Raw genomic sequence first — 24,685 nt, forward strand, 5'->3', positions numbered from 1 at the left:
TTGCAAATGCATATGGGCCGGTCGAAAGACCGGCCCTTTTCTTTTGTCCAACGTCATGTTGCAAAAGAAAACCCCCGCCTTTTAAGCGGGGGTATCCGAATAGAGATTGTTGGCTGTACTAGCTGCAGTTCAGTGGAACGGCAAAACCAGAGCTGCGGCTTGACGATCCTTTTCCGAAAACATCACCAGTTGCCAGACAGCCTGTAAAGCGTTCGGTCTCGTCTCCAAAGATTGCACCGATCGAGTTATCCACGCGTGTCGCGCTGTTGCGGGTGCGCAGAACACCATAGACCGTGCCGTTCACATCGACCGTGCTAAGGAACAGATCGGTCGCGCTGCCAGACAATTGCACCGCGTTGTCCGGGCTCACACCACCATTGTCGATGGCCACCCGCGCCTTTTTGATAGGGTCAACCTGATCACTGATTACAGCGATGGTTGGCAGTTCGGCCAGCTCTGCCGGAACATTGGTCGCTGGCGGTACAAAGGCGACCGCGCCGGGGACGTCCGAGATGGTACGGGGTTCACCATCAATTCCAGTGAACCCAACACCTTTGCGGTTAAAGGGATCTTCACAGGCGGCAAGGGCCAGAACGATGGTTGTGGATAACAAGATTTTTTTCATGGCGCTCAACATTTTGTGGCGGTTTGCTGAACCGTACTTGCAGGGTTTGGTAAAAAGCAAGCCGCAGACAAAACGATTGGCCCCAAGCGTGATGCGTCGCTGCAACGGCCCGTTGACCGATCGGATCGCTGTATTGCATATCACCTGGCAAGAAAAAAGGCTCTGCCAAAGCAGAGCCTTTCCCGAAAGTCTTAGCAGAACGGCAGATTACTTGATCTTGCCTTCCTTATACTCGACATGCTTGCGAGCGACCGGATCGTATTTACGAACGGTCATTTTCTCGGTCATGGTGCGCGCGTTTTTCTTGGTCACGTAGAAGTGGCCCGTGCCCGCGGTCGAGTTCAGACGGATCTTGATTGTCGTCGGCTTCGCCATGGTTATCTCCTGCGTCCGAAAAGGCAGGGCCCTTCGGTTGAATTCCTATGAGCGTGCGCTTTTACGCTGTGCACCGCCCATGTCAAGGCCAATCACACCTGCAATGCGCAGGTTTCGTTGCTGACCTAACGAGGCAAGGTTGGTGCGCCCATATAGGTGTGAATCTGATCCCGTTCGGCATCTGAAAGGCCCAGAGCGGTTGCCAATTGAAGCAGGTAAGATGCCTCACGTTCGTTATCCAATCGAATCGCGGCCAAAGAGGTTGCATAGATCTGTGCCTTGAGGGGCGCCCCCACATCAGCAGCGAGTCCCACGACATCAATCGGCGCCTCCATCTGATCGAGGACAAAGGCGCGTTCCTCATCACTTATGTCATCGCCCAATTCGCCAATGATTGTCTGCTTTTCCTGTTCGTCCAGCTCTCCATCCGCCTTGGCGGCCTGGATCATGGCGCGCAGCATCAGTTTGGCCTGCTCCTCCATCGCGGCCCCGGCTGGCGTACCGCTGAGCACGGTTTCCATCATATTGGCAGTTTGCTGGCCGCTGGTTTTAGCTGCACCCTGCATCGCGTTGAGCAAACCGCCCAAACCTGCAGCCCCGGCTGCCCCACCGCCCAGCCCCATCTTGCCGATCATGTCCTGCAATCCAGATGCGCCGCCCGGCATGCCAAACTGCTCGGCCATTTTTCCAAGCTGGTCCATGCCAATACCACCGCCTGTGCCTTGCATCATGTTTTGCAAGCCGGCCATGCCGCCCATTTCCTTGTATTTTTCCATGCCCTTTGCCGCCGCAAAACCAACCGCCACGGATGCCAGTGTTTTTAGGAAACTCATATCGCTCCTCCCGGGTTCACAAAATCCATGTACGTCAGGGTAACAGCAGACCGGTTCTGAGAATACTGGCTGTGTGGCTGTGGGCGGATCGTCACTTAGCGGTTGGGTGATTTGAGATACGCGCGGAGGGCCTGTAAGCCGGATCTTGTTCCGGGGTTGCCCCCTTCGATGACCATTCCTCTAGGCCGTGCATTGCTGCGCGGCTCAAGCTGCCAACCCGGTCCCTCTGGGCCAAGACGTGCTTAGCGGCGGTATCGGCTTGCGCCGACCGGTCCGCGCGGGGACCCTATTTGGCATTGCTCCCGGTGGGGCTTGCCGTGCCGCCCCTGTTGCCAGGGGCGCGGTGGGCTCTTACTCCACCGTTTCACCCTTACCGTTGACCGAAGTCGCGGGCGGTCTGATTTCTGTGGCGCTTTCCGTCGGGTTGCCCCGCCCGGGCGTTACCCGGCACCGTTGTCTTGTGGAGTCCGGACTTTCCTCTCGGGTCTTGCGACCCCAGCGGCCATCCGGCCCTCCGCGCAGAGGGGTGAGTATGCTGTGTTCCCAGTCGCGTCAAGGGTGGATGGGACGGAGGAAGGGGCCAGCCCCTTCTTGGCCTGCGGCCAATTCAACCCCGGGATATTTTTGGCCAGATGAAGACTGGATCAGTTTCGAAGATCAAAACGACTAAGAGGAGTAAAATCAGCCGAACATAGCGGGCCTTTTCCCCAGGGGCGATATCTGAGTCGAATCGCAGCCAGAAGGGTTTCGTCGTCAACATTCGCCGTGAAACCTGCATTACTGGCCAGGGCGCGGAAGATATCTACGGGCGCACCTGCGGGCCCCTGGTCATATCCACGTCGCGTCGCAAGGTTTTGCCGCTCCAAACGCTGCCAATCGAACCGGGGGCCAGGGTCAATTTTCCGGCCCGGGGCCATGTCGGAATGGCCAATGACATTCTCGGGCCGGATGGACCAGCGGGTCATAATGCCCTGCATCAGGTTTTCCAGTGCGCTCATCTGAGGGTTAGAAAACGGGCGCGTCCCTGTGTTATCCAGTTCGACCCCGATGGACCGCGAATTGATGTCCTCCTGCCCGCGCCACTCTCCTGCTCCGGCATGCCAGGCGCGATCTTCTTCGCGTACTAACTGCCAAAGTCTGCCATCATTGCCGATCAGGTAGTGCGCCGAGACCTCGGCCTGTGGATCGCAGAGCCGGTCCAGCGCGGCCCCTGCGCTACCCATCGCGGTAAAGTGCAGGACAATTAGCTGAGGACCAAGCCCATCCCGTCGCGCGCCGAAATTGGGCGACGGATGCCAGATGGCTGAAGGGTGATCAGTTGCTGACGGCACTGCGGAACGGGCTAGGATCCCAATTGCAGGCAAAGCCATCCCCATCCGGATCCAGCCCCTTGCGGTCGCGCTGTGGGCCACCACTGGTCAGAAACTCGAACTGTGCCTGATCTGCCGATGGGAACCGGGCGCAATTGCGTTGTGCCTTGGCTTGCAGATTAAAGCCCGCCCGGCTGTAAAGCTGGGTTCCAACAGGGTTTGTGGTGCTGAGCGCATATTGCACGATATTGGGTTGGCCATCTGCGCCACGTTCGGGGACGGCGGTTGGGGCGACAACCTCGTAGGTTTCGCGATTTTGTTCAATCCGTGCCGCGTCAGATTCGATGCTGCGACGGCCCGAGACAGCCGCGAAATCCTGTTCGTCAGAAATCGCCGGATTGCTGGACGCTGGACCAGTTTGAACAGTCTGGCCCGAGGTGCTGGCCAGCGCAGCAGCAGCCTGGTTGGCGATATCCGCATTCTCACCAGTGGCGAGTGATTGCGGCAAGGCAGAACCTGGTGTGCCCAAGGGCTGTTGCGAGACATCGACTGGTGCCAGCAATGGGTTGTCGACGGTCCCTTGCCCGGCCAATTGTGCCTCACGTTGGGCCTGATAGGCTGGCGTGTTAAATCCCGTTCCCTGCACCGGTGCGACCGTATCGCAGGCCGCGACGAGGGCCATGACAGGAACCAAAGCAAAAACACGCATTCAACCGCTCCGTTACTCGTGATCAGGCAGCCTGAGACTTACCACCATTTTGCTGGCTTTGCCACAAACCCGGCGGCGTTTTCCAACGCATAGGCGGTGTTGAGCAGGTCGCCTTCATCCCAAGGCCGTCCGATCAGTTGCAGACCCAGAGGAAGCCCTTGTTTGTCGAGGCCTGCGGGTACTGAGATGCCCGGCAGACCGGCAAGGTTCACGGTCACAGTAAAGACGTCGTTCAAGTACATTTGAACAGGATCGGCCTCTGTCATTTCGCCCAAACCGAAGGAGGCGGACGGGGTGGCCGGAGTTAGGATCGCGTCGATGCCTGCGGCGAAGACATCCTCGAAGTCTTTCTTGATCAAGGTGCGAACTTTGCGGGCGCGGTTGTAATACGCGTCGTAGAAGCCTGCCGACAGCACGTAGGTCCCGATCATCACGCGGCGCTGAACTTCGTGGCCAAAGCCTTCGGCGCGGGTTTTCTCGTACATTTCGGTGATGCCGTCGCCCTGCGCCAACTGCGCGCGGCGCCCGTAGCGGACACCATCATAGCGGGCGAGGTTCGAGGATGCCTCGGCAGGCGCGATCACATAGTAAGCGGGCAGCGCGTATTTCGTGTGCGGCAGCGAGATGTCGACGATCTCGGCCCCGGCGTCTTTCAGCATCGCCGCACCGTCGGCCCACAGCTTTTCGATTTCGGCAGGCATACCGTCCATGCGGTATTCCTTGGGGATGCCGATCTTTTTACCCTTGATGTCGCCGGTTAGCATCGCCTCGAAATTCGGCACGGCCAGTTCGGTGCTGGTCGAGTCCTTCGGGTCGTGTCCACACATCGCTTCGAGCATGATCGCCGCGTCACGCACGTTCTTGGTCATCGGACCAGCCTGATCCAGCGAGGATGCGAAGGCCACAATGCCCCAACGAGAGCAACGGCCATAGGTCGGCTTGATGCCGGTGATGCCAACAAAGGCGGCGGGCTGGCGGATCGAACCACCGGTATCGGTGCCGGTCGCGGCCAGACACAGGTCAGCCGACACGGCGGAGGCCGAGCCACCCGAGGAACCGCCCGGTGTCAGCTGCGCGTCATCATTGCCGCGCCGCCAGGGGCTGACTGCGTTGCCATAAACGGAGGTTTCGTTGGACGAGCCCATGGCGAATTCGTCCATGTTCAGCTTGCCCAGCATCACGGCTCCGGCATCGGCCAGTTGCTGAGAAACGGTGGATTCGTATTCGGGCTTGAAGCCCTCCAGAATTTTCGAGGCCGCCTGTGAAGGCACGCCCTTGGTGCAGAACAGGTCCTTGATGCCGATCGGCAAGCCACACATAGACGGCGCTTCGCCGCCCTTGATGCGCTCGTCCGCTGCCTTGGCACGCTCCAGCGCGATTTCAGGCGTTTTGTGGACAAAAGCGTTCAGCGCGTCGGCGTCATCAATGGCCTTCAGGCAGGACTCGGTCAGTTCCACCGAGGTCACATCACCCTTGCGCAGCGCGTCGCGGGCCTCGGCCAGGCCCAGTTTGTTCAGATCGCTCATGTCTTACTCCACCACTTTGGGGACTGCGAAAAAGCCTTCGCGCGCGTCGGGTGCATTGGCCAGAACCTTGTCCTGCTGGTTTCCGTCTGTGACCACATCTTCACGACGCTTCAGGCGCATCGGCTCGACCGAGACCATCGGCTCGACCCCATCGACATCCACTTCGTTCAGTTGCTCGATGAATCCAAGGATGGTGTTGAACTCGGATGCCAGCGCCGGCAGCGCCTCATCCTCGACCTTGATACGGGCCAGTTTCGCCACCTTGGCGGCGGTGCTTTGGTCAATCGACATCGGAAACCCTCATATGCGTTAGGGGGCATTTACCTGTCTGTCGCCGCAGTCGCAAGGCCAGTAGGCCCCGACAAGGGACAAGTTATCGTGCCGGATTTCACCACCCATTCGCTGGTGAATAGCCGGTATGCACAAAAGTAAACCAATTAGTTCACTTCAAATCTTGAAAAACTAAACCGAACTGTTCATTTCATCTGTTGTGAAACGACACAAACCTGGAGACAGAACATGAAAAGCCTCATCACTGCCGTTACGTTGTCCGCCTCTCTTCTGGCCGCACCGGCCATGGCGATGGGCATCAGTTCACTGAACCTGACCCGTGATCTGACCTTCCCAACCCCGATCACCGAGCCGGTCACGCAAGATCAGGTCAAACCGGGCAAGTAAGCAGATCACCTGCCCCTCTGCCGGGTCAGATTCCCCCTCATCTGACCCGGCCATGTCAGAATTGGGTGCTGCACATGTTGTGGCATCTCGCTACGGTGGCTTATCAAGATTGTGCGGATCGCCAAGATCCGCAAAAGCCAACGGAGTAAAACATGAGCGCGCGCAAACAAGCAGTTCTGGATGCCATTGACGCGGCCAATGCACATGATCCCAATGTTGATAATGGACAGCCCGAAGCTTTGCTGTATGGCAAACGCATGAGTGCAGAGATTGACCGGCTGTTTCCCGAAGCCTCGGACGCGCTACAGATTGCAGCGCGCGGACAGCATATCGAACGCTGGAAACTGGCGCGGAGCGAGTATCCCGAGGGTCGCGCAGGATATCTGGCCTGGCGCAAGGCGCAAGGTGTACACCACGCGGATGTGGTAATGTCCCTGATGGCCGAAGGCGGGTACAGCGAAACAGAGGTTGACGCCGCAGGCCGCATGTTGCGCAAGCAGGGCATCAAGCGCGACGCCGAGGTTCAGGCACTGGAAGATGTAATATGCTTTGTCTTTCTGAAATGGTATTTCCAGCCATTCGCAGGCAAGCATTCCCCGGAAAAAATCCAGAGCATTGTCGAAAAGACTGCACGCAAAATGTCACCCGAAGGGCGCGCACGGGTTTTAGTTGAATTTGACCTGCCGGAGCACCTGGCTGCCGCCTTTCATGGCTGACACAGAGGCTGCGCTGAACCAGCTTCATTAATCGTGCGTTAACCAACGCCAGGTTAGCTTTGCATGAACCATATTCAGCCCATATGGGCGCTTCTTAACTCCAATTTCCGGGTCAAAGATGTCCAGAAATCTGTGTCTTGTCGTCGGCATTCTATTTGCCTTGGTCGGATGTCAGGAAATGCCTTCCAGCAAACCGGATTCAAAAGTCATTGCGATAGGCGATTCGCTGATGGCGTGGAACTCACCCTCGGGTTCATCTATCCCCGATGTTATCGAAGAGACGATTGGTGCCCCGGTCGTTGACCGCACAGTGTCTGCAGCTTGGCTGCAAACGAAATTTGACCCGGATGGCGCACCTGAATCTGGGGTTCAAGCACAATATATCAAAGGGGACTGGTCCTGGGCCATTGTAAACGGCGGCGGTAACGATCTGATGCTGGGTTGCGGATGCACACGCTGCGATGCCGTTCTGGACAATATGATCTCGGCTGATGGTCAGCATGGTCAAATACCGCAGTTCCTGCGCCAGATTCGGGCAACTGGCACCCGCGTGATTTATGTCGGTTACTTGCGCAGTCCCGATCTGATCACACCGATCGAACATTGCAAAGCCGAAGGGGATGAGTTTGAGGCCCGCATTGCCAAACTGGCACAGCAGGATGAGGGGATTACCTTCGTCTCATCTCAGGACGTGGCGCAGCCCGGCGATGCCTCATATTTCTCGTTTGACCTGATTCATCCATCGCGTAAATCCAGCCGGATCATCGGTCAGCGCGTTGCAGCCGTTATCAAAGCGCAGGATACTTGACGGCGCCCGCCCGCATGCGGATCAAAGCCCTGCGATAAGCCTCAATCATCCAACCGAGCATCGTGGCATTCAGGATATGCCACATGAAATGCGTGCCTGTCGGAAACTGCGAACAGATCGGCTGATCCAAAGAACGGAACGCGATTGACAGGATCAGAATGAACGCGCCAATCGTCATATCCCTGGCAAACTGCGGTTGCCGGTCGCGCAGCAGATACGCGTAGATCAGGATCAACAAGGGCACTGGTGCATAAGCGGCCGAGCTGCCAAGGCCAGGCACCCACTGGAACAAAGGGATCGTCGCCGCTGCGTAGGGAACAAACAGAATGGTCCCAACCAGTGCATATCCCAATGGCATGCGCCAGATGTTTTTGTTTACGGCAAAGATGTAGATCAAGATGAACAGCAGGATCGGCGTGACATCGGCGACGGCCGCCCAGACCTGTGCATGGGTATGAAACAAATAGCTGCCGACACCGATGACCCCCAGCACCAGAACCAGCCCCATCGCAAGAGGCATGTCTTGCCCGCGCACCCGCCGCCACATGATAAAGGCCGAGATCAGAAAGGCAGCGTTGGTGATCGCATTGATCGGCTCGGCCCAATAAGCGGCTGACAGTCTTTCGCAATAGCTGTCGATTTCCTGCATCCAATCCATAGAATTTTACATAGCGGATGCTAGGCTGGTGCCAAGAGGCATCATCGGAGGATTTCAGTATGAACATCATTTGGTTGGGACATGGCAGTTTCCGCATCGAGACCGGCGGTCAAGTGTTGTTGATTGATCCCTGGCTGACGGGTAACCCGGTTCTGCCCGAAGACCAGCATGACGCCGCATTGGACGGGGCAACGCATATCTTGCTGACTCATACGCATTTCGACCACGTGGTCGATGTGCTGCCTTTGTCCAAGCACCTGAAGGTACCGGTTGTTGGCCAGTACGATCTGATGGGCTATTGGGCCGAGGCCGAAGAGATCGAAACCATCGGGTTTAACAAAGGCGGAACCGTCAACCTGAACGGAGTCAAGGTTACAATGGTTCCTGCTTCGCACAGTTCCACATTCTCCACACCTGACGGGCTGAGGACTGGCGGTAGCGAGGTCGGCTATATGATCGCCGCCGAGGGGCGCATGCTTTATGTGTCGGGCGATACGGACATCATGGCCGACATGGATTGGATGGGCGATTATTACAAACCCGATATCGGCATCCTCTCGGCGGGTGGCCATTTTACCATGGATATGAAGGCGACGGCCTATGCCGCCAAGCGATATTTCGACTTTAAGACGGTGATCCCCTGCCACTACAAGACCTTCCCGATACTGGAACAATCCGCCCAGGCGCTTGTCGACGGGTTGCCTGGGGTCGATGTGATAGAACCCGAGGTTATGCAGGCAATCTCCCTCTGATGCCGGCCTCGGATTTCAGCACGCAGGAATACGCGCACCGTTTGGCCAAGACCCGTACAGCGATGGCGCAGCGCGGGGTTGAGACTTTGCTGATCACTGATCCCTCCAACATGGCCTGGCTGACGGGCTATGACGGGTGGAGCTTCTATGTTCCCCAAATGGTGATCCTGCCTGCGAAAGGCGCGCCCCTTTGGTGGGGGCGCACGCAAGACAAGGCGGGGGCGGCCCAGACCACATGGCTGGACCCGTCTGACCTGCTGGACTGGCCCGAAGAACATGTTCAGCACCCTGATCACCACCCGGTCGACTCCCTTGTTCTTGCAATGCGCGACCGCGGCTGGACCCGCGGGTTAGGGGTTGAGATGGACAACTACTACTACTCAGCCGCCAGCCACCAGATTCTTAAACGCGCCTTTGGCGAATTGATCGACGCCACCGGCCTTGTGAACTGGCAGCGTGCGGTCAAAAGCGAGGCCGAGATCGCGATGATGCGCAAGGCGGGTCGGTTGACGGCGCATATGCACGAAGTATTGCGCGCGGCGTTTCGTGAAGGTCTACCCAAAAACCAACTGGTTGCCGAAGTGCAAGCGGCAGGCATTGCCGGACTTCCCGGCTTGGCTGGGGACTACCCTGCGATTGTGCCAATTGCGCCGTCGGGCCGCGAAGCCTCGGCCTCGCATATCACTTGGAACGACAGGCCTTTGGCACGTGGCGAGGCAACCTATTTCGAAATCTCGGGCTGCTATCGCCGCTATCACTGTCCAGCCAGCCGCAGTCTGTTCCTGGGTAACCCGCCAGACGATATCCGCCGGGCTGAAGCAGCAGTTCTGGCCGCGATTGAGGCAACTTTGGCAGCCGCCCGCCCCGGCACCACATGCGAGGAAATCGCCGCCTGCGTTTATGACAGCTTTGCCCGTGCCGGATATGAGAAGCGCAACCGCACCGGATATCCGATTGGGCTCAGCTATCCGCCCGACTGGGGCGAGCGCACCATGAGTCTACGGCCCGGTGACACAACGGAACTGCAGGAAAACATGACGTTTCATTTGATGCCAGGTCTGTGGACACCGGACTGGGGCTTGGCGATTACTGAAAGCTTTGTGGTGACGCCGGAGGGCGGCCAACCACTGGCCAATATCCGGCGCGAGATGGTGGTGAAGCCTTAAGCGCGTTGCGCCGCGAAAAAACTTCTCAGCAATTCGGCGGATTCCTCTGCGGCGATACCGTCATAGATTTCGGGCTGATGATGGGCCTGCGGATGCGAAAACACCCGCGCACCGTGGGCAACGCCACCCGATTTCGGATCGGACGCGCCATAATAAATGCGCCGGATACGGGTCGCGGCCATCGCTGCAGCGCACATGGCGCAAGGTTCCAGTGTGACATAAAGGTCATGCCCAGGCAGCCTTTCTGAGCCAGCTTCGGCGCAGGCGGCGCGCAAGGCCAGTATTTCGGCATGGGCTGTCGGGTCGTTCAATTCGCGCGTCCGGTTCCCTGCGGACGCCGCGACGCGACCATCGGGAGTGACGATAACGGCACCAACGGGAACTTCACCCCGCTCAGCGGCTGCGCGTGCCTCGACCAGTGCCTTGTCCATATGTGATCTGAACACCATGCCCCTGACTGCCTCAGAAACCTGCCTTTCGCAAGCGGACGCGATGAGGTATGGCCGGGACCATGAGCAATACCCCTCCTCCCGGCGACCGAATCGCCAAAGTGCTCGCCCGTGCAGGCGTCGCCTCGCGACGTGAGGCTGAACGTATGATCGAAGCAGGCCGTGTTGCGGTGAACGGCAAGGTGATCGACAGCCCCGCCCTTAACGTGACAGGCAAAGACAAGATTGTCGTCGACGGCAAACCGGTTTCTGAACCTGAACCCTCGCGACTATGGCTCTATCACAAACCGACCGGTCTGGTGACAACGACCAAGGACGAAAAAGGCCGCGCGACGATTTTCGACGAATTGCCCGAGGATATGCCGCGCGTGATGTCCGTCGGGCGGCTGGACCTGAACTCGGAAGGCCTTCTGCTGCTCACCAACGACGGCGGCATCAAGCGCAAGCTGGAACTGCCCTCAACCGGGTGGCTGCGCAAATACCGCGTGCGGGTAAACGGCCGCCCCAAGGATGAAGATTTTGCCCCCCTCCGCAAAGGGCTTGTGATCGACGGAGAGCGGTTCCAGCCCATGACCGTGTCGCTGGATCGCCAGCAAGGTGCGAATGCCTGGCTGACAATCGGTCTGCGCGAAGGCAAGAACCGAGAGATTCGCCGCGCAATGGAGGATATAGGTTTCACCGTAAACCGCCTGCTCCGCGTCTCGTATGGCCCTTTCCAGTTGGGGGATCTGAAACCCGGTCAGGTTGAAGAGGTCCGCCGCCGTGTTATGCGCGATCAATTGGGGTTGGACGGGGGTGCCAAACCCGAGGGCACCGCCAAACAAGCCACGCACCCGAAGCGAAAACGGCCCCTGATCGGCAAGAAACCCCGCAAGTGATGCGGGTTTAGCAACCTTCCCCCTAGCGCCAAGCCTGCGTATCCCCTAGATTTTCTGAGAACGCTGCGAATTGGGGGGCTGAATGTCCGGGAGCGGAGTGCAAAAACTGGCCTATGCGGCCCTGCTGGTGCTGTTGTTCGGCGTCTGCACCGGGCTGCTGGGGGGGCTGTAGCCATGGCCAAACGGTTTGGTGGCAAATACAGCCCGCAGGGAGGGTCTGAACCAGATGGACCACCGCCGCGCGGCCAGTTTGATGGGGCGCGGGTTGAGCCTGCTGGTGCACGGGCCAACGTCCTGTTCATTCCAGCGATCCCGTTGGTCTTTTTGTCGTTGAATGATGGCGCAATTGGCATGACCATGGGCCTTGTGGCCGCTGGCTTGCTGACCGCTGCGGCGTTCTTGCTACGTGAGGGACTGCGGGCTGAAGCTGCCTACAACGCACGCAAAACCGCCCGCCGCCCGGCCTTTCCGCGCAAGATCTTTGCCAGCATACTGACCGGTCTCGGCACCGCGCTGGCCGCTTATCGAAGCGAGTATCTGAATGCCGAGGCCGTTGGCCATGCCAGCCTGTTGGCGCCAGTGTTGTTCGGCACAGCGGCCACTGTATTGCATTCGGTCTCTTTTGGCTTTGATCCGCTGAAGCACAAAGGCATGGAAGGCATCGACACATTTCAGCAAGATCGCGTGGCCCGCGTGGTTGATGATGCCGAAAAGCATCTGACCCAGATGACCGATGCGATCAAACGCGCCGGTGATCGCCGGATCGAAGCGCGGGTTGAACGGTTTCAGGACACAGCCCGCGATCTGTTTCGCACGGTCGAAGAAGACCCGCGCGATCTGGCTGGAGCGCGAAAATACCTGACCGTCTATTTGCAAGGTGCACGCGATGCGACCGTCAAGTTCGCCGATGTTTATGCCCGCACCCGAGACGGTCAGGCCCTGGCTGACTATTCGGCTCTGCTGGATGATCTGGAACAGAATTTCGCCGCGCGTACGCGCAAAATGCTATTGGATGACCGCAGCGATCTGACGGTCGAAATTGACGTGCTGCGCGACAGGCTGCAGCGCGAAGGCGTCCGGTTGGACTGACCGGCCACACAGTAAGCGAGGAACATCCCCATGTCCGATGAGATCAAGAACAAGGCGGTCGAAGCCGAAACCCTGGTGCAGGAAGTCACTGCCGTCGCCCTGCCCGAACCAACGACCGAGCTTGTCTCGCTGGAAGAAGCCGACGAACCAGTCGGGGCTGAGATTCGCAAACGCATGGGCGAAATCGACATGGATGACACCAACTCGATCGTGTCTTTCGGATCTTCTGCTCAGGCCGAGTTGCAGGAAATCAGCCAGGCCATGCTGGCCGATGTGCGCAACAAGGATGTGGGCCCCGCCGGGGATAGCCTGCGCAATATCGTGACCACGATCCGTGGGTTCTCAGTCAGCGAACTGGATGTTCGACGCGAACGCAGTTGGTGGGAAAAACTGCTGGGCAAGGCCGCGCCTTTTGCCAAGTTCACCGCGCAATACGAAGAGGTTCAAAGCCAGATCGACCGCATAACGGACAATCTGCTGAGCCACGAACATACACTGCTCAAAGACATCAAATCACTGGACCTGCTGTATGAAAAGACGCTGAGTTTCTATGACGAATTGGCGCTATATATTGCAGCGGGCGAAGAGAAGCTGACCGAGCTCGACAGTCATGACATTCCTGAAAAGGAAGCCGAGGTTCAGGCCGCGCCTGAGGAAGAACAGGTGATGAAGGCGCAGGAACTTCGTGATCTGCGCGCCGCGCGGGACGATCTTGAACGCCGGGTACATGACCTGAAACTGACCCGTCAGGTGACAATGCAGTCGCTGCCATCAATCCGCTTGGTTCAGGAGAACGACAAATCGCTGGTCACCAAGATCAACTCAACCCTGGTGAACACCGTGCCCCTGTGGGAAACCCAGCTGGCACAGGCCGTCACCATTCAGCGCAGCGCCGAAGCTGCGGCTGCTGTGCGGGATGCCAATGATCTAACCAATGAACTTCTGACCGCAAACGCCGCCAATCTGCGCGAAAGCAACAAGATGATCCGCGAAGAGATGGAGCGTGGTGTCTTTGATATCGAGGCCGTCAAACAGGCCAATGCCGATCTAATCGGAACGATCAATGAAAGCCTAGCTATCGCCGACGAAGGCAAAGCCAAGCGCGCGGCAGCCGAGGAAGAGCTTAAGAAGATGGAAACCGAACTGCGCGACACGCTTGCTGCTGCCAAAGCACGACGCGATGGAACTGGCGACAACGCCGGAACAGCCGTTCCAGGATAAGGCAGGCAGGGGTGCGGCCTTTGACCCATACAAAGCTGGGCCTCGGGGTCGCTGCGCTGCTGACACTGGTCGGCTGTGAAGAGGTCCTGACGCCGTCTGCCGCGCCGGAACCGCGCCCAGTGCCCCCGCCGCCAGCGGCCAATGCCTATGTGCCGCCGTCTGCCGCCAGTCAGGATCTGGCGCGTTTCTATCAACGTATCGAGCGCGACTTGTTGGCACGCGGTTTACTACGAACTGACGGGGGCGGCCCGGATACGCCGTATGATGCGAGCGATCTGGAACGTAACTTCGAGGCGATTGCATTCTATAGCGAATACCCGAACCACAGTATCTCAATCGGGTCGCGCCAGACTGACGGGCAGCTCAGCCGTTGGGTTGGCCCCGTTCGCATTCAAACTGAGTTTGGACCATCGATACTGCCCGCCACACGCCAAAAAGATGCCGCAGACGTGCAGTCCTATTCGACGCGACTGGCGCGTCTCACCGGGCATTCGATTTCGATCGTCACTCGCAAGCCCAATTTCCACGTATTCTTTGCGGGTAAGGATGACAGCGCCTATGTGGTGTCACGCCTCAGGCAGTTGATTCCAAACATAAGCCAAGCCTCGCTTGACCTGGTGGCCAACCCCCGTTCGAATTTCGATTGTTTTGTGTTCGCCTCGGCCAACACATCTGCGCCGAACAAATATGTGCGGGCGGTTACGCTGATACGGTCCGAGCTGCCCGATCTGGTACGGCTAAGTTGTATTCACGAAGAGATTGCGCAAGGTCTGGGCCTGTCCAATGACAGCCCCGCCGCGCGCCCGTCGATCTTTAACGACGATGACGAGTTCGCACTGCTGACAAGTCATGATGAGAAACTGCTGCAAATGCTGTACGATCCGCGCCTCAAGCCCGGTGTATCGGTCGATCAGGCCCGCCCCGTGGTGCGGATCATTGCGCGTGAACTGATGGGTCAGCCGCTCTGACCCCTAAAAGACAGGAGACCCCAAATGGGAATTTTCGATTTTCTGACCGGAGAGTTTATTGATGTCATCCATTGGGTGGATGACACCCGCGATACCATGGTCTGGCGGTTCGAGCGTGAGGGGCACGAGATTAAATACGGTGCCAAGCTGACTGTGCGCGAAGGTCAGGCGGCCGTTTTTGTGCACGAGGGGCAATTGGCGGATGTGTTCACGCCCGGTCTTTACATGCTTGAAACCAACAATATGCCGATCCTGACGACCCTTCAGCATTGGGATCACGGCTTTCAGTCGCCATTCAAATCCGAGGTCTATTTCGTCAACACCACCCGGTTCAACGACCTGAAATGGGGCACGAAGAACCCGATCATGCTGCGCGATCCGGAGTTCGGCCCGACGCGGATCCGGGCCTATGGCACCTATACCGTGCGGGTGAAGGACCCGGCCAAATTTCTGGTCGAGATCGTCGGTACCGATGGTGAATTCACCATGGACGAGATCAGCTTTCAGATCCGCAACATCATCGTACAGGAATTTAGCCGCGTGATCGCGGGATCGGGCATCCCGGTTCTGGATATGGCGGCCAATACCGCCGACCTGGGCAAGCTGATCGCGGCTGAGGTGTCGCCCGTGTTGGATGGCTACGGGTTGGAAATGCCCGAGTTCTACATCGAGAACATCTCATTGCCACCCGCCGTCGAGGCCGCTTTGGACAAGCGCACCTCGATGGGACTGGCGGGTGATCTGGGCAAGTTCACCCAGTATTCAGCAGCCGAGGCTATGACGGCAGCAGCCAATAATCCCGGTCAGGGCGGCGGCATGGGTGCGGGCCTTGGCATGGGAATGGGCATGGCGATGGCCAATCAAATGGCGAACATGGCAGCGGGCCAACCGAGCGGCCCGTGGGGGTCTTCCGCCCCCGCTGCCCCACAACCGGCTGCACAGATGGCCCCGCCACCCCCGCCCCCGGTTGAGCATGTGTGGCATATCGCAGTAGACGGTCAAACAACCGGGCCGTTTTCCAAGGCCAAGATGGGCCGCATGGCCGTGGACGGAGAGCTGACGCGCGACACCCATGTCTGGACAGCCGGTCAGGATGGCTGGAAAAAGGCCGGGGACGTGCAGGAACTGGCGCAGTTGTTTACGATTCTGCCGCCGCCTCCGCCCGGAGCTTAAGCCACATAATGACCGAAGAACACCGTTTCCCCTGTGCCCAATGTGGCGCGGATTATCGGTTCAGTCCGGGTGATGGCACGCTAACCTGTGATCATTGCGGTCATTCCGAGCCGATTGGCTCGGGGCCGTGGGGCGGTGCAAGCCTGCGTGAGTTGGATTTTGATGCTGCAATTGCGGATCGGCTGCCCGACAGTGAGATCGAAGAAACGCGGGTTCTGACCTGTTCCAACTGCGCCGCTCAGGTCGAGTTTGACCCAAACACTCACGCCGCTGAATGCCCGTTCTGCGCGACACCCGTGGTGACGGATACCGGGGTGAACCGCCATATCAAACCAAAGGGCGTGCTGCCTTTTGCGCTGGATGAACGTACAGCCCAGAAAGCCATGAATAATTGGCTGGGCAAGCTGTGGTTTGCGCCGAATGGATTGCAGGAGTACGCACGCAAAGGGCGCAAGATGCAGGGTATTTATGTGCCCTACTGGACCTTCGATGCGGATACCAAATCCAGCTATCGCGGCGAGCGCGGGGTGGTCTATTACGAAACCCGCACAGTGATGCGCGATGGCAAACGGGTTCAGCAACAGGTGCCCAAGGTCCGCTGGACACCAAAATCCGGTCGGGTTGCGCGGTTCTTTGACGATGTTCTGGTGCTGGCCTCTCATTCCTTACCCAAGACCTACACAGATGCGTTGGAGCCCTGGGATCTGCCCGCTCTGGAGCCGTATCAACCCGAATACCTGGCCGGATTCCGGGCCGAGGCCTACACGGTCGAGTTGCGTGACGGGTATACCGAAGCACGCCATCATATGTCCCGAGTGATCGAGCGGGATGTGCGCTTTGACATCGGCGGAGACCGCCAGCGTATCCATTCGGTTGACACCGATGTCAGGGATGTGACCTTCAAGCATATCCTGCTTCCGGTCTGGATGGCCGCGTATAAGTACCGGGGTGAAACCTACCGTTTTGTCGTCAACGGGCGCACCGGGCGCGTCCAGGGCGAACGGCCTTGGTCTGCGGTCAAGATCGCGATTGCTGTGGGGCTGGGCCTGATCGTCGCGGCCGGTGTTGGCTATCTGGTGGCGACGGGTCAGCAATAGCCCCCCTTGCGCAGGATCGGGGCTGCGGCCATCTTCAGCCGGAATTCTGCAAAGGAGAACGCGTTTATGACATTGTCTGCTTTGAATAATTTGCTAGGGCAGCGACATTCCTGCCGGGCTTTTCGCCCGGACCCGGTTCCCACGCAGCAGATAGAGCAGATCGTCGCCAGCGCCTTGCGCGTGCCCAGCTGGTGCAATGCGCAGCCCTGGCAATTGGTGATCACACGAGCTGAGGAAACAGACCGCTTCCGTCAAGCCTTGCAAAACGAGGTTGCAACTGGACAGCCCACCCCTGACATTCCCTTCCCGACCTCCTATTCTGGCCCTTATCAAGACCGTCGCCGTGCCTGCGGTTGGGCACTCTACAAGGCGGTCGGCGTCGAGCGTGGCGACCGGGAAGGATCCGCAAAGCAAATGATGGAAAACTATTCGCTGTTTGGGGCACCCCATTGCGCGATTCTGTCCAGCCCGGCCGAGCTTGGCCCTTATGGCGCTATGGATTGCGGCGGCTTTGTCACTGCTTTCACACTGGCAGCCCAAGCGCTTGGAATTGCTAGTATACCTCAGGCAGCAGTTGCCGCTTATGGGCCGTTTCTTCATCGATATTTTGATATCCCCCAAGATCGCCTAATCTTATGTGCACTCTCATTCGGGTATTCCGATACGGACCACCCGGCCAACAGTTTTCGGACGGATCGTGCTGCCTTGGGTGACATTGTCGATTGGCACGGTTAAACCCACCGGGAATACTGGGGAGAGAGCTATTGCGTGCGCTTCTACAACGCATTTCACAGGCCCGCGTTTCGGTGGATGGAGCAATTGTCGGACAATCTGGTCCGGGGCTGATGGTTTTGGCCTGCGCCATGCAGGGCGATACAGAAGAGCATGCGGAAAAGCTGGCTGCAAAGATTGCCAAGCTGCGTATCTTCAAGGATGAGGCGGGCAAAATGAACCGCTCGATCCTCGATACCAGTGGGTCCGCGTTAGTGGTTAGCCAGTTCACGCTGGCCGCAGACACTTCGCGCGGCAATCGCCCGGGCTTTGCCAACGCTGCCTCTCCCGAGGATGGTGAGCGTCTGTATCTGGCCTTCGCGCGATACCTGTCGTCTCACGGCATTGCCGTCGAGACCGGGCAATTCGGCGCAGATATGGCAGTTGAACTGGTTAATGACGGCCCGGTTACGATCTGGATGGAAAACTGATGACCCGCATTGAACAAGCAATCGAGTTTTGGAAGTCAGGCGTTGCGGCGGTTGATGGTTTCACAGCCACCAAGACAGCCTTGCCCGGTATCGCGCAGCCCGATCGCATCCTCGCCGTTGGAAAACCCGCCGCTGCAATGGCGCGTGCGGCATTGGATCAGTTTGGCAACGTACCAACGCTTGTCGTCACCAAAGATGATCATGGGCGCGATCTGCCCGTAGGTGTCGAGGTGATAGAAGCCTCGCATCCTGTGCCGGATCAACGCAGCCTGAACGGTGGCCGCGCCCTACGTGAAGCGGTTGAGGCGATGGAACCAGGCTCTCATCTATTGCTGTTGGTGTCGGGGGGCGCGTCTTCGCTGGCCGAAGATCTTGTGCCGGGGAAATCGCTTGAAGACCTTGCCGAATTGAACCGCCACTTGCTGGCGGAAGGGTTGGATATCGTGGCGATGAACGCTGAACGGCGGAAGTTGTCGCGGGTCAAAGGGGGTGGGCTGCTGTCTCACTTCAACGGCGCGAAGGCCACGGTGTTGGCGATTTCTGATGTGCCCGGTGACGATTTGAATGTGATCGGGTCAGGCATCGGTGCCCTCCCCCGGGCCTACGAGTTCGACGCAACCACCCGCATCATCGCCTCAAACGCCCATGCCCGGGCTGCTGCTGCAAAGGCCGCACAAACAGCGGGCGTGAAGGTATGGGCAAATGAAGAAGCCCTGCACGAGGATTATCTGGCCGTTGCGGCAGATGTGGGATCGAAACTGCGCGGCATGGAAAGAGGTGCTATGGTGTTTGGCGGCGAGCCCACTGTTGTTCTGCCTCCCACCCCCGGTCGGGGCGGTCGAAATCAGGCGTTGGCGCTGGCGTTGGCCAAAGAAATCGCTGGTCTGGAAGGGCTTACCGTTGTTGTGGGCGGAACAGATGGCACAGATGGTCCCACCAAAGCGGCAGGCGGTGTTGTGACTGGAACGACCTGGACAGATAGCGCCCAAGGTGCCCTGAATGCAGCAGATAGCGGCACTTACCTCGAACAGGCGAATGCGCTGTTGGTGACTGGACCCACCGGAACCAATGTAATGGACCTGATTGTCGCAATCCGCGACTGATTTGGCGTTTCTCATGCTACCAAGCAGATTTCATTCGCCATCTTTGTCTGATCGCTACCCACGGCACCGTCAGCTACATGTTCGAATGGCCAAAATCAAAGAAACACAGCGCCATGCGCCACACGTCCTAGTGAGATATTAAATCTTGCCGGGCTGGCCCAAATGCGCCAACGTTGACTCATGCGTCAATAACAAGCCCTTGAAGGGCAATATTCACTCAACTGGGAGAGATTACAGATGAAAGAACAACTAACCCATATGGCAGGCCAGGTCACAGCGGGGAAACTGACGCGCCGTGAGTTCATGGGCAAAGCTGCCGCTCTGGGCGTGTCGGCCGCTGTCGCCAGCACGATGTTCGCCGATGCTGCGCGTGCCGCCAGCCCGAAGAAAGGTGGCGTTCTGAAATTCGGCCTTCAGGGCGGCGAATCCACCAACTCGCTTGATCCGGCCACCTATGCAAGCTCGGTTCCGTTCCAGAACGGTAAGCAGTTTGGTGACCAGCTTGTCGAAGTTGCAACGGATGGCACCATCGAACCACGCCTGGCGGAGAGCGTCGAAGGCAGCGCCGATGCGAAAGTCTGGACCTTCAAACTGCGTCAGGGCGTTGAGTTCCACAACGGCAAAACCATGACCAGCGAAGACGTGCTGAAGACCATGCAGCGCCATTCGAACGAAGATTCGCAATCCGGTGCGCTGGGTATAATGCGCGGCATCGAGTCGATGAAGGCCGATGGCGACAACTTCCAAGTTACCCTGAACGAGCCAAATGCTGACCTGCCCTATCTGTTGGCCGACTATCACCTGATCGTTCAACCCGATGGTGGCATGGAAGATCCAGGTGCTGGCATCGGCACCGGTCCTTATCAGGTCGAGGTCAACGAGCCTGGCGTTCGTCATACCTACAAAAAATTCGCCAACCACTGGAACTCTGATTTTGGACATTTTGACGGCGTTGAAATCGTCGTCATCAACGACGCGACTGCTCGTACTGCCGCGCTGCAATCCGGTCAGGTTCACGCGATCAACCGTGTCGAGCCCAAGGTGGCCGATCTGCTGGGACGCGCACCCAACCTGACCGTGCATTCGACAGCTGGCCGTGGCCACTATGTGTTCATTATGCATTGTGACACTGCACCGTTCGATGAAAACGAACTACGCTTGGCGCTGAAGCATGCGATCAACCGTCAGGAACTGGTTGACAAGGTACTGCGTGGCTATGGCTCGATCGGGAATGACATGCCGATCAACGCCGCGTATCCGTTGTTCGACGGCTCGATCCCGCAGCGTGAGTTCAGCCTGGAAAAAGCCGCCGAGCATTACCAGAAATCCGGCCATGATGGATCGCCCATCATCCTGCGCGTTGCTGATGGAGCCTTCCCGGGTGCCGTGGACGCCGCAGCCCTGTTCCAGCAAACGGCCGCACAGGCAGGCATCCCACTGGAGATCAAGCGCGAACCCAATGATGGCTACTGGTCCGAGGTCTGGAACGTTCAGCCGTTCTGCGCCTCGTATTGGGGTGGTCGTCCGGTGCAGGATCAAATGTATTCGACAGCCTATCTGTCGAGTGCGGACTGGAACGACACGCGCTTTAAAGTACCCGCTTTCGACGAGCTGCTGTTCTCTGCACGTGCCGAGCTGGACAACGACAAGCGCAAGGACATCTACAGCCAGATGGGCCAGATGGTCCGCAACGAAGGTGGCCTGATCTGCCCGATGTTCAACGACTTTGTTGAAGGTGTCAGCAATGATCTGGCCGGTTGGGAAACTGACCCGACCCAAGAGATGATGAACGGCAACATGTCCCGCAAGATGTGGTTCGCGTAACTCGGGCCACGGATCATGCATCCTATCATCAAACTGGTTTCCCAGCGCCTCGCGCTGGGACTCCTGCTTCTCTTCGGTGCATCGGCTCTGATTTTCGGCCTCACCGAAGCTCTTCCTGGGGACGCGGCACAAGCGGTCCTTGGACAATCCGCAACCCCAGAGGCGCTGGAGAACCTGCGCGAAGAAATGGGCCTGAACCGCCCGGCCTTGACCCGTTATGCCGAATGGTTGGGTGGTATTGTGCAGGGCGATCTGGGTCAGTCCCTGACCAACAAGCTCGACATTGCTGAAAGCATTGGTAAACGGTTGGGCAACACCCTGTTTCTGGCCTGTGCTGCCGCTGTTGTCTCTGTTCCCCTTGCCATCTTTCTGGGTTTGCTGGCCGTGCGTTACCGCAACCGCTGGCCGGACAAGCTGATCTCTGCCATCACGCTGACAACGGTTTCGATCCCGGAGTTCCTGATCGGCTACGTGGTAATCTACTTCGTTTCCGTGAAACTGGGTTGGTTCTCGTCTCTGGCCATGATCAACGACTCGATGTCGTTCGGAGAGAAACTGAACGCAATCGCATTGCCCGCTTTTGTTCTGACTCTGGTCGTGCTGGCGCAGATGATGCGCATGACCCGTGCGGCGATCTTGAACCTCATGCAATCCGCTTACATTGAGACGGCCGAGCTGAAGGGCCTGTCGAATTTTCAGGTCATCGCGCGCCATGCGTTCCCGAATGCAATCTCACCTATCGTCAACGTCGTGATGCTGAACCTGGCCTATCTGGTCGTCGGCGTCGTCGTGGTCGAGGTGGTGTTCGTCTATCCCGGCATGGGTCAATACCTGGTGGACTCGGTGACCAAGCGTGACGTACCAGTTGTTCTGGCTTGCGGCGTTGTTTTTGCCGCCGTCTATATCGGGCTGAACATGGTGGCTGACATCGTCTCGATCCTGGCCAACCCAAGACTGAGGCATCCGAAATGATGAAGAATATTCCTATTTCGGCAATGATCGGTCTGTTCTTTACAGGATTGTACTTTTTCATCGCTTTCGCAGCCCCGTTGATCGCCCCCTACGGCATGGCCGAAGTGGTTGGCGATGTGTGGGAGCCGTCCAGCGCCGAGCATCTGCTGGGCACCGACAATATCGGGCGCGATCTGCTGACCCGCATGATCTATGGCGGGCGCACCACGATCTTTATCGCGGCGGCGGCCACTATCCTCAGCTTCGTCACCGGCACCTCTCTGGGCCTTTTGGCGGCTGTTCTCGGCGGTTGGGCCGATCAGGTGCTAAGCCGAGCAGTTGATCTGGTCATGTCGATTCCGACGTTGATCCTGGCGCTGGTTATCCTGGCAATCGTTCCGGTGACTGTACCGATCCTGATCCTTGTGATGGGTCTGTTGGACGCCACGCGCCCCTATCGCCTGTCACGATCTGTCGCCGTGGACATCAACGTGATGGACTATGTCGAGGCTGCCAAACTGCGTGGCGAAGGCCGCGGCTGGGTTATCTTCCGGGAAATCCTGCCCAACGCACTGTCGCCCTTGGTGGCTGAATTCGGCCTGCGGTTCATCTTCATGGTTCTGTTCATCTCGACCCTGTCTTTCTTGGGTCTGGGCGTACAGCCGCCGCTGGCGGACTGGGGTGGCATCGTGAAGGAAAACAAGGACGGCATCGTCTATGGCATCGGCGCAGCGCTTTATCCTGCGGTAGCCATTGCGACATTGGCCATCTCGGTCAACCTAGTGGCTGACTGGGTCCTGAACCGCACCACATCGCTGAAAGGAGGCCGGGGATGAGTGATACCCTTCTCAAGGTCCGCGACCTCAAGATCGGCGCGACCGTCTATCCGCCGGGCGAAAAGCCCCATGACATCGAAATCGTACACGGGGTCAGCTTTGACCTCGAACGCGGCAAAGTGCTGGGGCTGATCGGTGAATCCGGGGCCGGTAAATCCACCATCGGTCTGGCCTCGATGGCCTATGGCCGGGGTGGTGTGAAGATCACCGGCGGCGAAGTCTGGGTCAATGGGCGCGATATCATGAAGTCCGCCCTTGGCGATATTCGCAACCTGCGGGGTGGCGAAGTCAGCTATGTCTCGCAGTCTGCCGCCGCGTCCTTTAACCCGGCCAAGAAGATCATGGATCAGGTTGTAGAGGCGGCTGTTGAGCACAAGAAGTTCAGCCGCAAAGAGGCCGAGGCCCGTGCGCGCGAACTGTTTGCCAAGCTCGGTCTGCCCGATCCGGACAACATCGGGGATCGCTATCCGCACCAGGTTTCGGGTGGTCAGCTGCAGCGCTGCATGACCGCGTTGGCACTGTGCCCCGAACCTGATCTGGTGGTGTTTGACGAACCGACCACTGCGCTGGACGTGACAACTCAGATCGATGTTCTGATGGCGATCAAGGAAGCCATCGCAGATACCGGCGTTGCCGCGCTTTACATCACGCACGACCTTGCTGTCGTGGCGCAGGTGAGCGACGACATCATGGTTCTGCGTATGGGTAATACAGTGGAATATGGCAACACCGATCAGATCATCAACAACCCGCAAGAGGAGTATACCAAGGCTCTGGTCTCGGTCCGGTCCATCGAGCACGAAGAGAAACAGCCGACATCTGAACCGGTGCTGAGCGTCGACGGGATCACCGCGCGCTATAAGGGGCTGAATTTCGACGTGCTGCACAATGTCAATGTCGAGCTTCATCCGGGGCAAACACTGGCGGTGGTGGGTGAATCCGGTTCGGGTAAATCTACGCTTGCGCGTGTGATCACCGGCTTGCTGCCACCGCGCGATGGTGAAATCACGTTCAACGGGCGCAAACTGTCTGCTGACCTCAAAGGCCGCACGCGTGAGGACCTGCGCGAGCTGCAGATGATCTACCAGATGGCGGACGTGGCAATGAACCCGCGCCAGACCGTTGGCACGATTATCGGTCGCCCGCTGGAGTTCTACTTCAACATCCGGGGCGCGGAAAAACGCAAGCGCGTGGTTGAACTGCTAGATGAGATCGAGCTAGGCGAGAAGTTCATCGACCGCTATCCGGCTGAGCTTTCGGGCGGTCAGAAACAGCGTGTGTGCATCGCACGCTCGCTGGCGGCCAAGCCCAAGATGATCATCTGTGATGAGGTTACCTCGGCCCTTGACCCACTTGTGGCCGACGGCATCCTGAAGCTGCTGCTGGACCTGCAGAAGATCGAGGATGTGGCTTACCTGTTCATCACCCACGATCTGGCGACGGTTCGCGCGATCAGCGACAGTATCGCAGTGATGTATCAGGGCCGCGTTGTGCGCTACGGGCCCAAAAGCCAGGTGCTGAGCCCGCCCTTCGATGACTATACGGACCTGCTGCTCAGCTCGGTCCCCGAGATGCATCTGGGTTGGCTGGAAGAGGTTGTCGCCCACCGCAAGATGGAGAGCGCCGGGAACTGAACACACAGTAACAGTTCCATGAAGTTTCCAAATCCCGGCATCTTGCTCCGTTGCAGGTGTCGGGATTTTGATATTTGGGGCGCGAATGAACGGCCCTGAAACCG

The 24,685-nt window shown here is 58.3% G+C and carries 27 protein-coding genes and 1 other RNA gene; 18 read left to right on the forward strand and 10 right to left on the reverse strand.

What is annotated here, in order from left to right; translation table 11 throughout:
- Nucleotides 1-118: 118 nt before the first annotated feature.
- The 8 genes from ACR0JE_RS05915 to gatC all read right to left on the reverse strand — a co-directional run bounded on the left by ACR0JE_RS05915 (nt 119) and on the right by gatC (nt 5,669).
- Complete coding sequence (locus tag ACR0JE_RS05915; RefSeq protein ID WP_480863483.1) at nt 119-625, reverse strand: hypothetical protein; 507 nt, start codon at nt 623-625, stop codon at nt 119-121.
- Between the two features lie 207 nt (nt 626-832).
- Nucleotides 833-1,000 carry a 50S ribosomal protein L33 gene (rpmG, locus tag ACR0JE_RS05920; RefSeq protein WP_005630270.1) on the reverse strand — a complete coding sequence of 56 codons (168 nt, stop codon included), beginning with the start codon at nt 998-1,000 and terminating at the stop codon, nt 833-835.
- 125 nt (nt 1,001-1,125) lie between these two features.
- Complete coding sequence (locus ACR0JE_RS05925) at nt 1,126-1,833, reverse strand: DUF533 domain-containing protein (RefSeq protein WP_480863484.1); 708 nt, start codon at nt 1,831-1,833, stop codon at nt 1,126-1,128.
- A gap of 118 nt (nt 1,834-1,951) precedes the next feature.
- An RNA gene (gene rnpB, locus ACR0JE_RS05930) (RNase P RNA component class A) lies at nt 1,952-2,351 on the reverse strand.
- Between the two features lie 126 nt (nt 2,352-2,477).
- Nucleotides 2,478-3,203, reverse strand: coding sequence for an N-acetylmuramoyl-L-alanine amidase (locus ACR0JE_RS05935; protein ID WP_480863485.1), 726 nt, complete (start codon nt 3,201-3,203; stop codon nt 2,478-2,480).
- A complete protein-coding gene (locus ACR0JE_RS05940) occupies nt 3,148-3,852 on the reverse strand; it encodes a hypothetical protein (protein WP_480863486.1) in 705 nt (234 codons plus the stop codon). Before ACR0JE_RS05940 ends, ACR0JE_RS05935 begins: the two co-directional genes overlap by 56 nt.
- A 38-nt stretch (nt 3,853-3,890) precedes the next feature.
- Entirely contained in the window at nt 3,891-5,378 is a 1,488-nt protein-coding gene (gatA, locus tag ACR0JE_RS05945; RefSeq protein ID WP_480863487.1) for an Asp-tRNA(Asn)/Glu-tRNA(Gln) amidotransferase subunit GatA, read from the reverse strand.
- Between the two features lie 3 nt (nt 5,379-5,381).
- Nucleotides 5,382-5,669 carry an Asp-tRNA(Asn)/Glu-tRNA(Gln) amidotransferase subunit GatC gene (gatC, locus tag ACR0JE_RS05950; RefSeq protein ID WP_480540396.1) on the reverse strand — a complete coding sequence of 96 codons (288 nt, stop codon included), beginning with the start codon at nt 5,667-5,669 and terminating at the stop codon, nt 5,382-5,384.
- Nucleotides 5,670-5,897: 228 nt separating this feature from the next.
- Between gatC and ACR0JE_RS05955 the strand changes: the two genes are divergently transcribed.
- The 3 genes from ACR0JE_RS05955 to ACR0JE_RS05965 all read left to right on the forward strand — a co-directional run bounded on the left by ACR0JE_RS05955 (nt 5,898) and on the right by ACR0JE_RS05965 (nt 7,580).
- Complete coding sequence (locus tag ACR0JE_RS05955) at nt 5,898-6,056, forward strand: hypothetical protein (protein WP_170531829.1); 159 nt, start codon at nt 5,898-5,900, stop codon at nt 6,054-6,056.
- Between the two features lie 152 nt (nt 6,057-6,208).
- Nucleotides 6,209-6,772 (forward strand): DUF4202 domain-containing protein, encoded by a 564-nt coding sequence (locus ACR0JE_RS05960; protein ID WP_480863488.1) that lies wholly within the window; start codon nt 6,209-6,211, stop codon nt 6,770-6,772.
- Between the two features lie 178 nt (nt 6,773-6,950).
- The gene (locus tag ACR0JE_RS05965; protein WP_480863489.1) at nt 6,951-7,580 is read left to right on the forward strand and encodes an SGNH/GDSL hydrolase family protein; all 630 of its coding nucleotides are present in this window, start codon (nt 6,951-6,953) and stop codon (nt 7,578-7,580) included.
- Here ACR0JE_RS05965 and ACR0JE_RS05970 read toward each other — a convergent pair.
- Nucleotides 7,561-8,238, reverse strand: coding sequence for a ceramidase domain-containing protein (locus tag ACR0JE_RS05970; protein ID WP_480863490.1), 678 nt, complete (start codon nt 8,236-8,238; stop codon nt 7,561-7,563). The genes ACR0JE_RS05965 and ACR0JE_RS05970 overlap by 20 nt on opposite strands.
- Before the next feature lie 59 nt (nt 8,239-8,297).
- Between ACR0JE_RS05970 and ACR0JE_RS05975 the strand changes: the two genes are divergently transcribed.
- Nucleotides 8,298-8,990 (forward strand): metal-dependent hydrolase, encoded by a 693-nt coding sequence (locus ACR0JE_RS05975; RefSeq protein WP_480863491.1) that lies wholly within the window; start codon nt 8,298-8,300, stop codon nt 8,988-8,990.
- Nucleotides 8,990-10,156, forward strand: coding sequence for a M24 family metallopeptidase (locus ACR0JE_RS05980; RefSeq protein WP_480863492.1), 1,167 nt, complete (start codon nt 8,990-8,992; stop codon nt 10,154-10,156). Before ACR0JE_RS05975 ends, ACR0JE_RS05980 begins: the two co-directional genes overlap by 1 nt.
- On the opposite strand, the gene ACR0JE_RS05985 is transcribed toward ACR0JE_RS05980, so the two are convergent.
- A complete protein-coding gene (locus ACR0JE_RS05985; protein ID WP_480863493.1) occupies nt 10,153-10,605 on the reverse strand; it encodes a nucleoside deaminase in 453 nt (150 codons plus the stop codon). The two genes, ACR0JE_RS05980 and ACR0JE_RS05985, sit on opposite strands and share 4 nt — an antisense overlap.
- 62 nt (nt 10,606-10,667) lie before the next feature.
- Here ACR0JE_RS05985 and ACR0JE_RS05990 point away from each other — a divergent pair, with 62 nt between their 5' ends.
- The 13 genes from ACR0JE_RS05990 (at nt 10,668) to ACR0JE_RS06050 (ending at nt 24,581) form a co-directional block, all read left to right on the forward strand.
- Nucleotides 10,668-11,483 (forward strand): pseudouridine synthase, encoded by an 816-nt coding sequence (locus ACR0JE_RS05990; RefSeq protein ID WP_480863494.1) that lies wholly within the window; start codon nt 10,668-10,670, stop codon nt 11,481-11,483.
- A gap of 174 nt (nt 11,484-11,657) precedes the next feature.
- Complete coding sequence (locus ACR0JE_RS05995; protein WP_480540380.1) at nt 11,658-12,572, forward strand: 5-bromo-4-chloroindolyl phosphate hydrolysis family protein; 915 nt, start codon at nt 11,658-11,660, stop codon at nt 12,570-12,572.
- 30 nt (nt 12,573-12,602) lie between these two features.
- Nucleotides 12,603-13,793: a toxic anion resistance protein gene (locus ACR0JE_RS06000; RefSeq protein WP_480540378.1), complete on the forward strand. Its 1,191-nt coding sequence runs from the start codon at nt 12,603-12,605 to the stop codon at nt 13,791-13,793.
- A gap of 11 nt (nt 13,794-13,804) precedes the next feature.
- Nucleotides 13,805-14,761, forward strand: coding sequence for a DUF2927 domain-containing protein (locus ACR0JE_RS06005; RefSeq protein WP_480863495.1), 957 nt, complete (start codon nt 13,805-13,807; stop codon nt 14,759-14,761).
- A gap of 24 nt (nt 14,762-14,785) precedes the next feature.
- Nucleotides 14,786-15,934 (forward strand): SPFH domain-containing protein, encoded by a 1,149-nt coding sequence (locus tag ACR0JE_RS06010; protein ID WP_480863496.1) that lies wholly within the window; start codon nt 14,786-14,788, stop codon nt 15,932-15,934.
- 8 nt (nt 15,935-15,942) lie between these two features.
- Complete coding sequence (locus ACR0JE_RS06015) at nt 15,943-17,031, forward strand: TFIIB-type zinc finger domain-containing protein (protein WP_480863497.1); 1,089 nt, start codon at nt 15,943-15,945, stop codon at nt 17,029-17,031.
- A gap of 66 nt (nt 17,032-17,097) precedes the next feature.
- Nucleotides 17,098-17,766: a nitroreductase gene (locus ACR0JE_RS06020; protein WP_480863498.1), complete on the forward strand. Its 669-nt coding sequence runs from the start codon at nt 17,098-17,100 to the stop codon at nt 17,764-17,766.
- Nucleotides 17,767-17,795: 29 nt separating this feature from the next.
- Nucleotides 17,796-18,233: a D-aminoacyl-tRNA deacylase gene (dtd, locus tag ACR0JE_RS06025; RefSeq protein WP_480540371.1), complete on the forward strand. Its 438-nt coding sequence runs from the start codon at nt 17,796-17,798 to the stop codon at nt 18,231-18,233.
- Nucleotides 18,233-19,336, forward strand: a complete 1,104-nt coding sequence (locus ACR0JE_RS06030; RefSeq protein WP_480863499.1) for a DUF4147 domain-containing protein — start codon at nt 18,233-18,235, stop codon at nt 19,334-19,336. Before dtd ends, ACR0JE_RS06030 begins: the two co-directional genes overlap by 1 nt.
- Nucleotides 19,337-19,573: 237 nt before the next feature.
- Nucleotides 19,574-21,160, forward strand: coding sequence for an ABC transporter substrate-binding protein (locus ACR0JE_RS06035; protein ID WP_170531801.1), 1,587 nt, complete (start codon nt 19,574-19,576; stop codon nt 21,158-21,160).
- A gap of 15 nt (nt 21,161-21,175) precedes the next feature.
- The gene (locus ACR0JE_RS06040; RefSeq protein WP_170531799.1) at nt 21,176-22,132 is read left to right on the forward strand and encodes an ABC transporter permease; all 957 of its coding nucleotides are present in this window, start codon (nt 21,176-21,178) and stop codon (nt 22,130-22,132) included.
- Complete coding sequence (locus ACR0JE_RS06045) at nt 22,132-22,947, forward strand: ABC transporter permease (RefSeq protein WP_170533053.1); 816 nt, start codon at nt 22,132-22,134, stop codon at nt 22,945-22,947. Before ACR0JE_RS06040 ends, ACR0JE_RS06045 begins: the two co-directional genes overlap by 1 nt.
- Complete coding sequence (locus tag ACR0JE_RS06050) at nt 22,944-24,581, forward strand: ABC transporter ATP-binding protein (protein ID WP_480863500.1); 1,638 nt, start codon at nt 22,944-22,946, stop codon at nt 24,579-24,581. The genes ACR0JE_RS06045 and ACR0JE_RS06050 overlap by 4 nt, the downstream gene beginning before the upstream one ends.
- Nucleotides 24,582-24,685 lie beyond the last annotated feature (104 nt).

It is taken from the genome of Ruegeria sp. H3 (assembly GCF_056533095.1).

Bases quoted from the DNA above. Each gene is read 5' to 3' on its own strand.
- ACR0JE_RS05915 (WP_480863483.1), bottom strand. From the start codon at position 625: ATGAAAAAAATCTTGTTATCCACAACCATCGTTCTGGCCCTTGCCGCC.
- rpmG (WP_005630270.1), bottom strand. From the start codon at position 1,000: ATGGCGAAGCCGACGACAATCAAGATCCGTCTGAACTCGACCGCGGGC.
- ACR0JE_RS05925 (WP_480863484.1), bottom strand. From the start codon at position 1,833: ATGAGTTTCCTAAAAACACTGGCATCCGTGGCGGTTGGTTTTGCGGCG.
- ACR0JE_RS05935 (WP_480863485.1), bottom strand. From the start codon at position 3,203: ATGGCTTTGCCTGCAATTGGGATCCTAGCCCGTTCCGCAGTGCCGTCA.
- ACR0JE_RS05940 (WP_480863486.1), bottom strand. From the start codon at position 3,852: ATGCGTGTTTTTGCTTTGGTTCCTGTCATGGCCCTCGTCGCGGCCTGC.
- gatA (WP_480863487.1), bottom strand. From the start codon at position 5,378: ATGAGCGATCTGAACAAACTGGGCCTGGCCGAGGCCCGCGACGCGCTG.
- gatC (WP_480540396.1), bottom strand. From the start codon at position 5,669: ATGTCGATTGACCAAAGCACCGCCGCCAAGGTGGCGAAACTGGCCCGT.
- ACR0JE_RS05955 (WP_170531829.1), top strand. From the start codon at position 5,898: ATGAAAAGCCTCATCACTGCCGTTACGTTGTCCGCCTCTCTTCTGGCC.
- ACR0JE_RS05960 (WP_480863488.1), top strand. From the start codon at position 6,209: ATGAGCGCGCGCAAACAAGCAGTTCTGGATGCCATTGACGCGGCCAAT.
- ACR0JE_RS05965 (WP_480863489.1), top strand. From the start codon at position 6,951: ATGCCTTCCAGCAAACCGGATTCAAAAGTCATTGCGATAGGCGATTCG.
- ACR0JE_RS05970 (WP_480863490.1), bottom strand. From the start codon at position 8,238: ATGGATTGGATGCAGGAAATCGACAGCTATTGCGAAAGACTGTCAGCC.
- ACR0JE_RS05975 (WP_480863491.1), top strand. From the start codon at position 8,298: ATGAACATCATTTGGTTGGGACATGGCAGTTTCCGCATCGAGACCGGC.
- ACR0JE_RS05980 (WP_480863492.1), top strand. From the start codon at position 8,990: ATGCCGGCCTCGGATTTCAGCACGCAGGAATACGCGCACCGTTTGGCC.
- ACR0JE_RS05985 (WP_480863493.1), bottom strand. From the start codon at position 10,605: ATGGTGTTCAGATCACATATGGACAAGGCACTGGTCGAGGCACGCGCA.
- ACR0JE_RS05990 (WP_480863494.1), top strand. From the start codon at position 10,668: ATGAGCAATACCCCTCCTCCCGGCGACCGAATCGCCAAAGTGCTCGCC.
- ACR0JE_RS05995 (WP_480540380.1), top strand. From the start codon at position 11,658: ATGGCCAAACGGTTTGGTGGCAAATACAGCCCGCAGGGAGGGTCTGAA.
- ACR0JE_RS06000 (WP_480540378.1), top strand. From the start codon at position 12,603: ATGTCCGATGAGATCAAGAACAAGGCGGTCGAAGCCGAAACCCTGGTG.
- ACR0JE_RS06010 (WP_480863496.1), top strand. From the start codon at position 14,786: ATGGGAATTTTCGATTTTCTGACCGGAGAGTTTATTGATGTCATCCAT.
- ACR0JE_RS06015 (WP_480863497.1), top strand. From the start codon at position 15,943: ATGACCGAAGAACACCGTTTCCCCTGTGCCCAATGTGGCGCGGATTAT.
- ACR0JE_RS06020 (WP_480863498.1), top strand. From the start codon at position 17,098: ATGACATTGTCTGCTTTGAATAATTTGCTAGGGCAGCGACATTCCTGC.
- ACR0JE_RS06030 (WP_480863499.1), top strand. From the start codon at position 18,233: ATGACCCGCATTGAACAAGCAATCGAGTTTTGGAAGTCAGGCGTTGCG.
- ACR0JE_RS06035 (WP_170531801.1), top strand. From the start codon at position 19,574: ATGAAAGAACAACTAACCCATATGGCAGGCCAGGTCACAGCGGGGAAA.
- ACR0JE_RS06040 (WP_170531799.1), top strand. From the start codon at position 21,176: ATGCATCCTATCATCAAACTGGTTTCCCAGCGCCTCGCGCTGGGACTC.
- ACR0JE_RS06045 (WP_170533053.1), top strand. From the start codon at position 22,132: ATGAAGAATATTCCTATTTCGGCAATGATCGGTCTGTTCTTTACAGGA.
- ACR0JE_RS06050 (WP_480863500.1), top strand. From the start codon at position 22,944: ATGAGTGATACCCTTCTCAAGGTCCGCGACCTCAAGATCGGCGCGACC.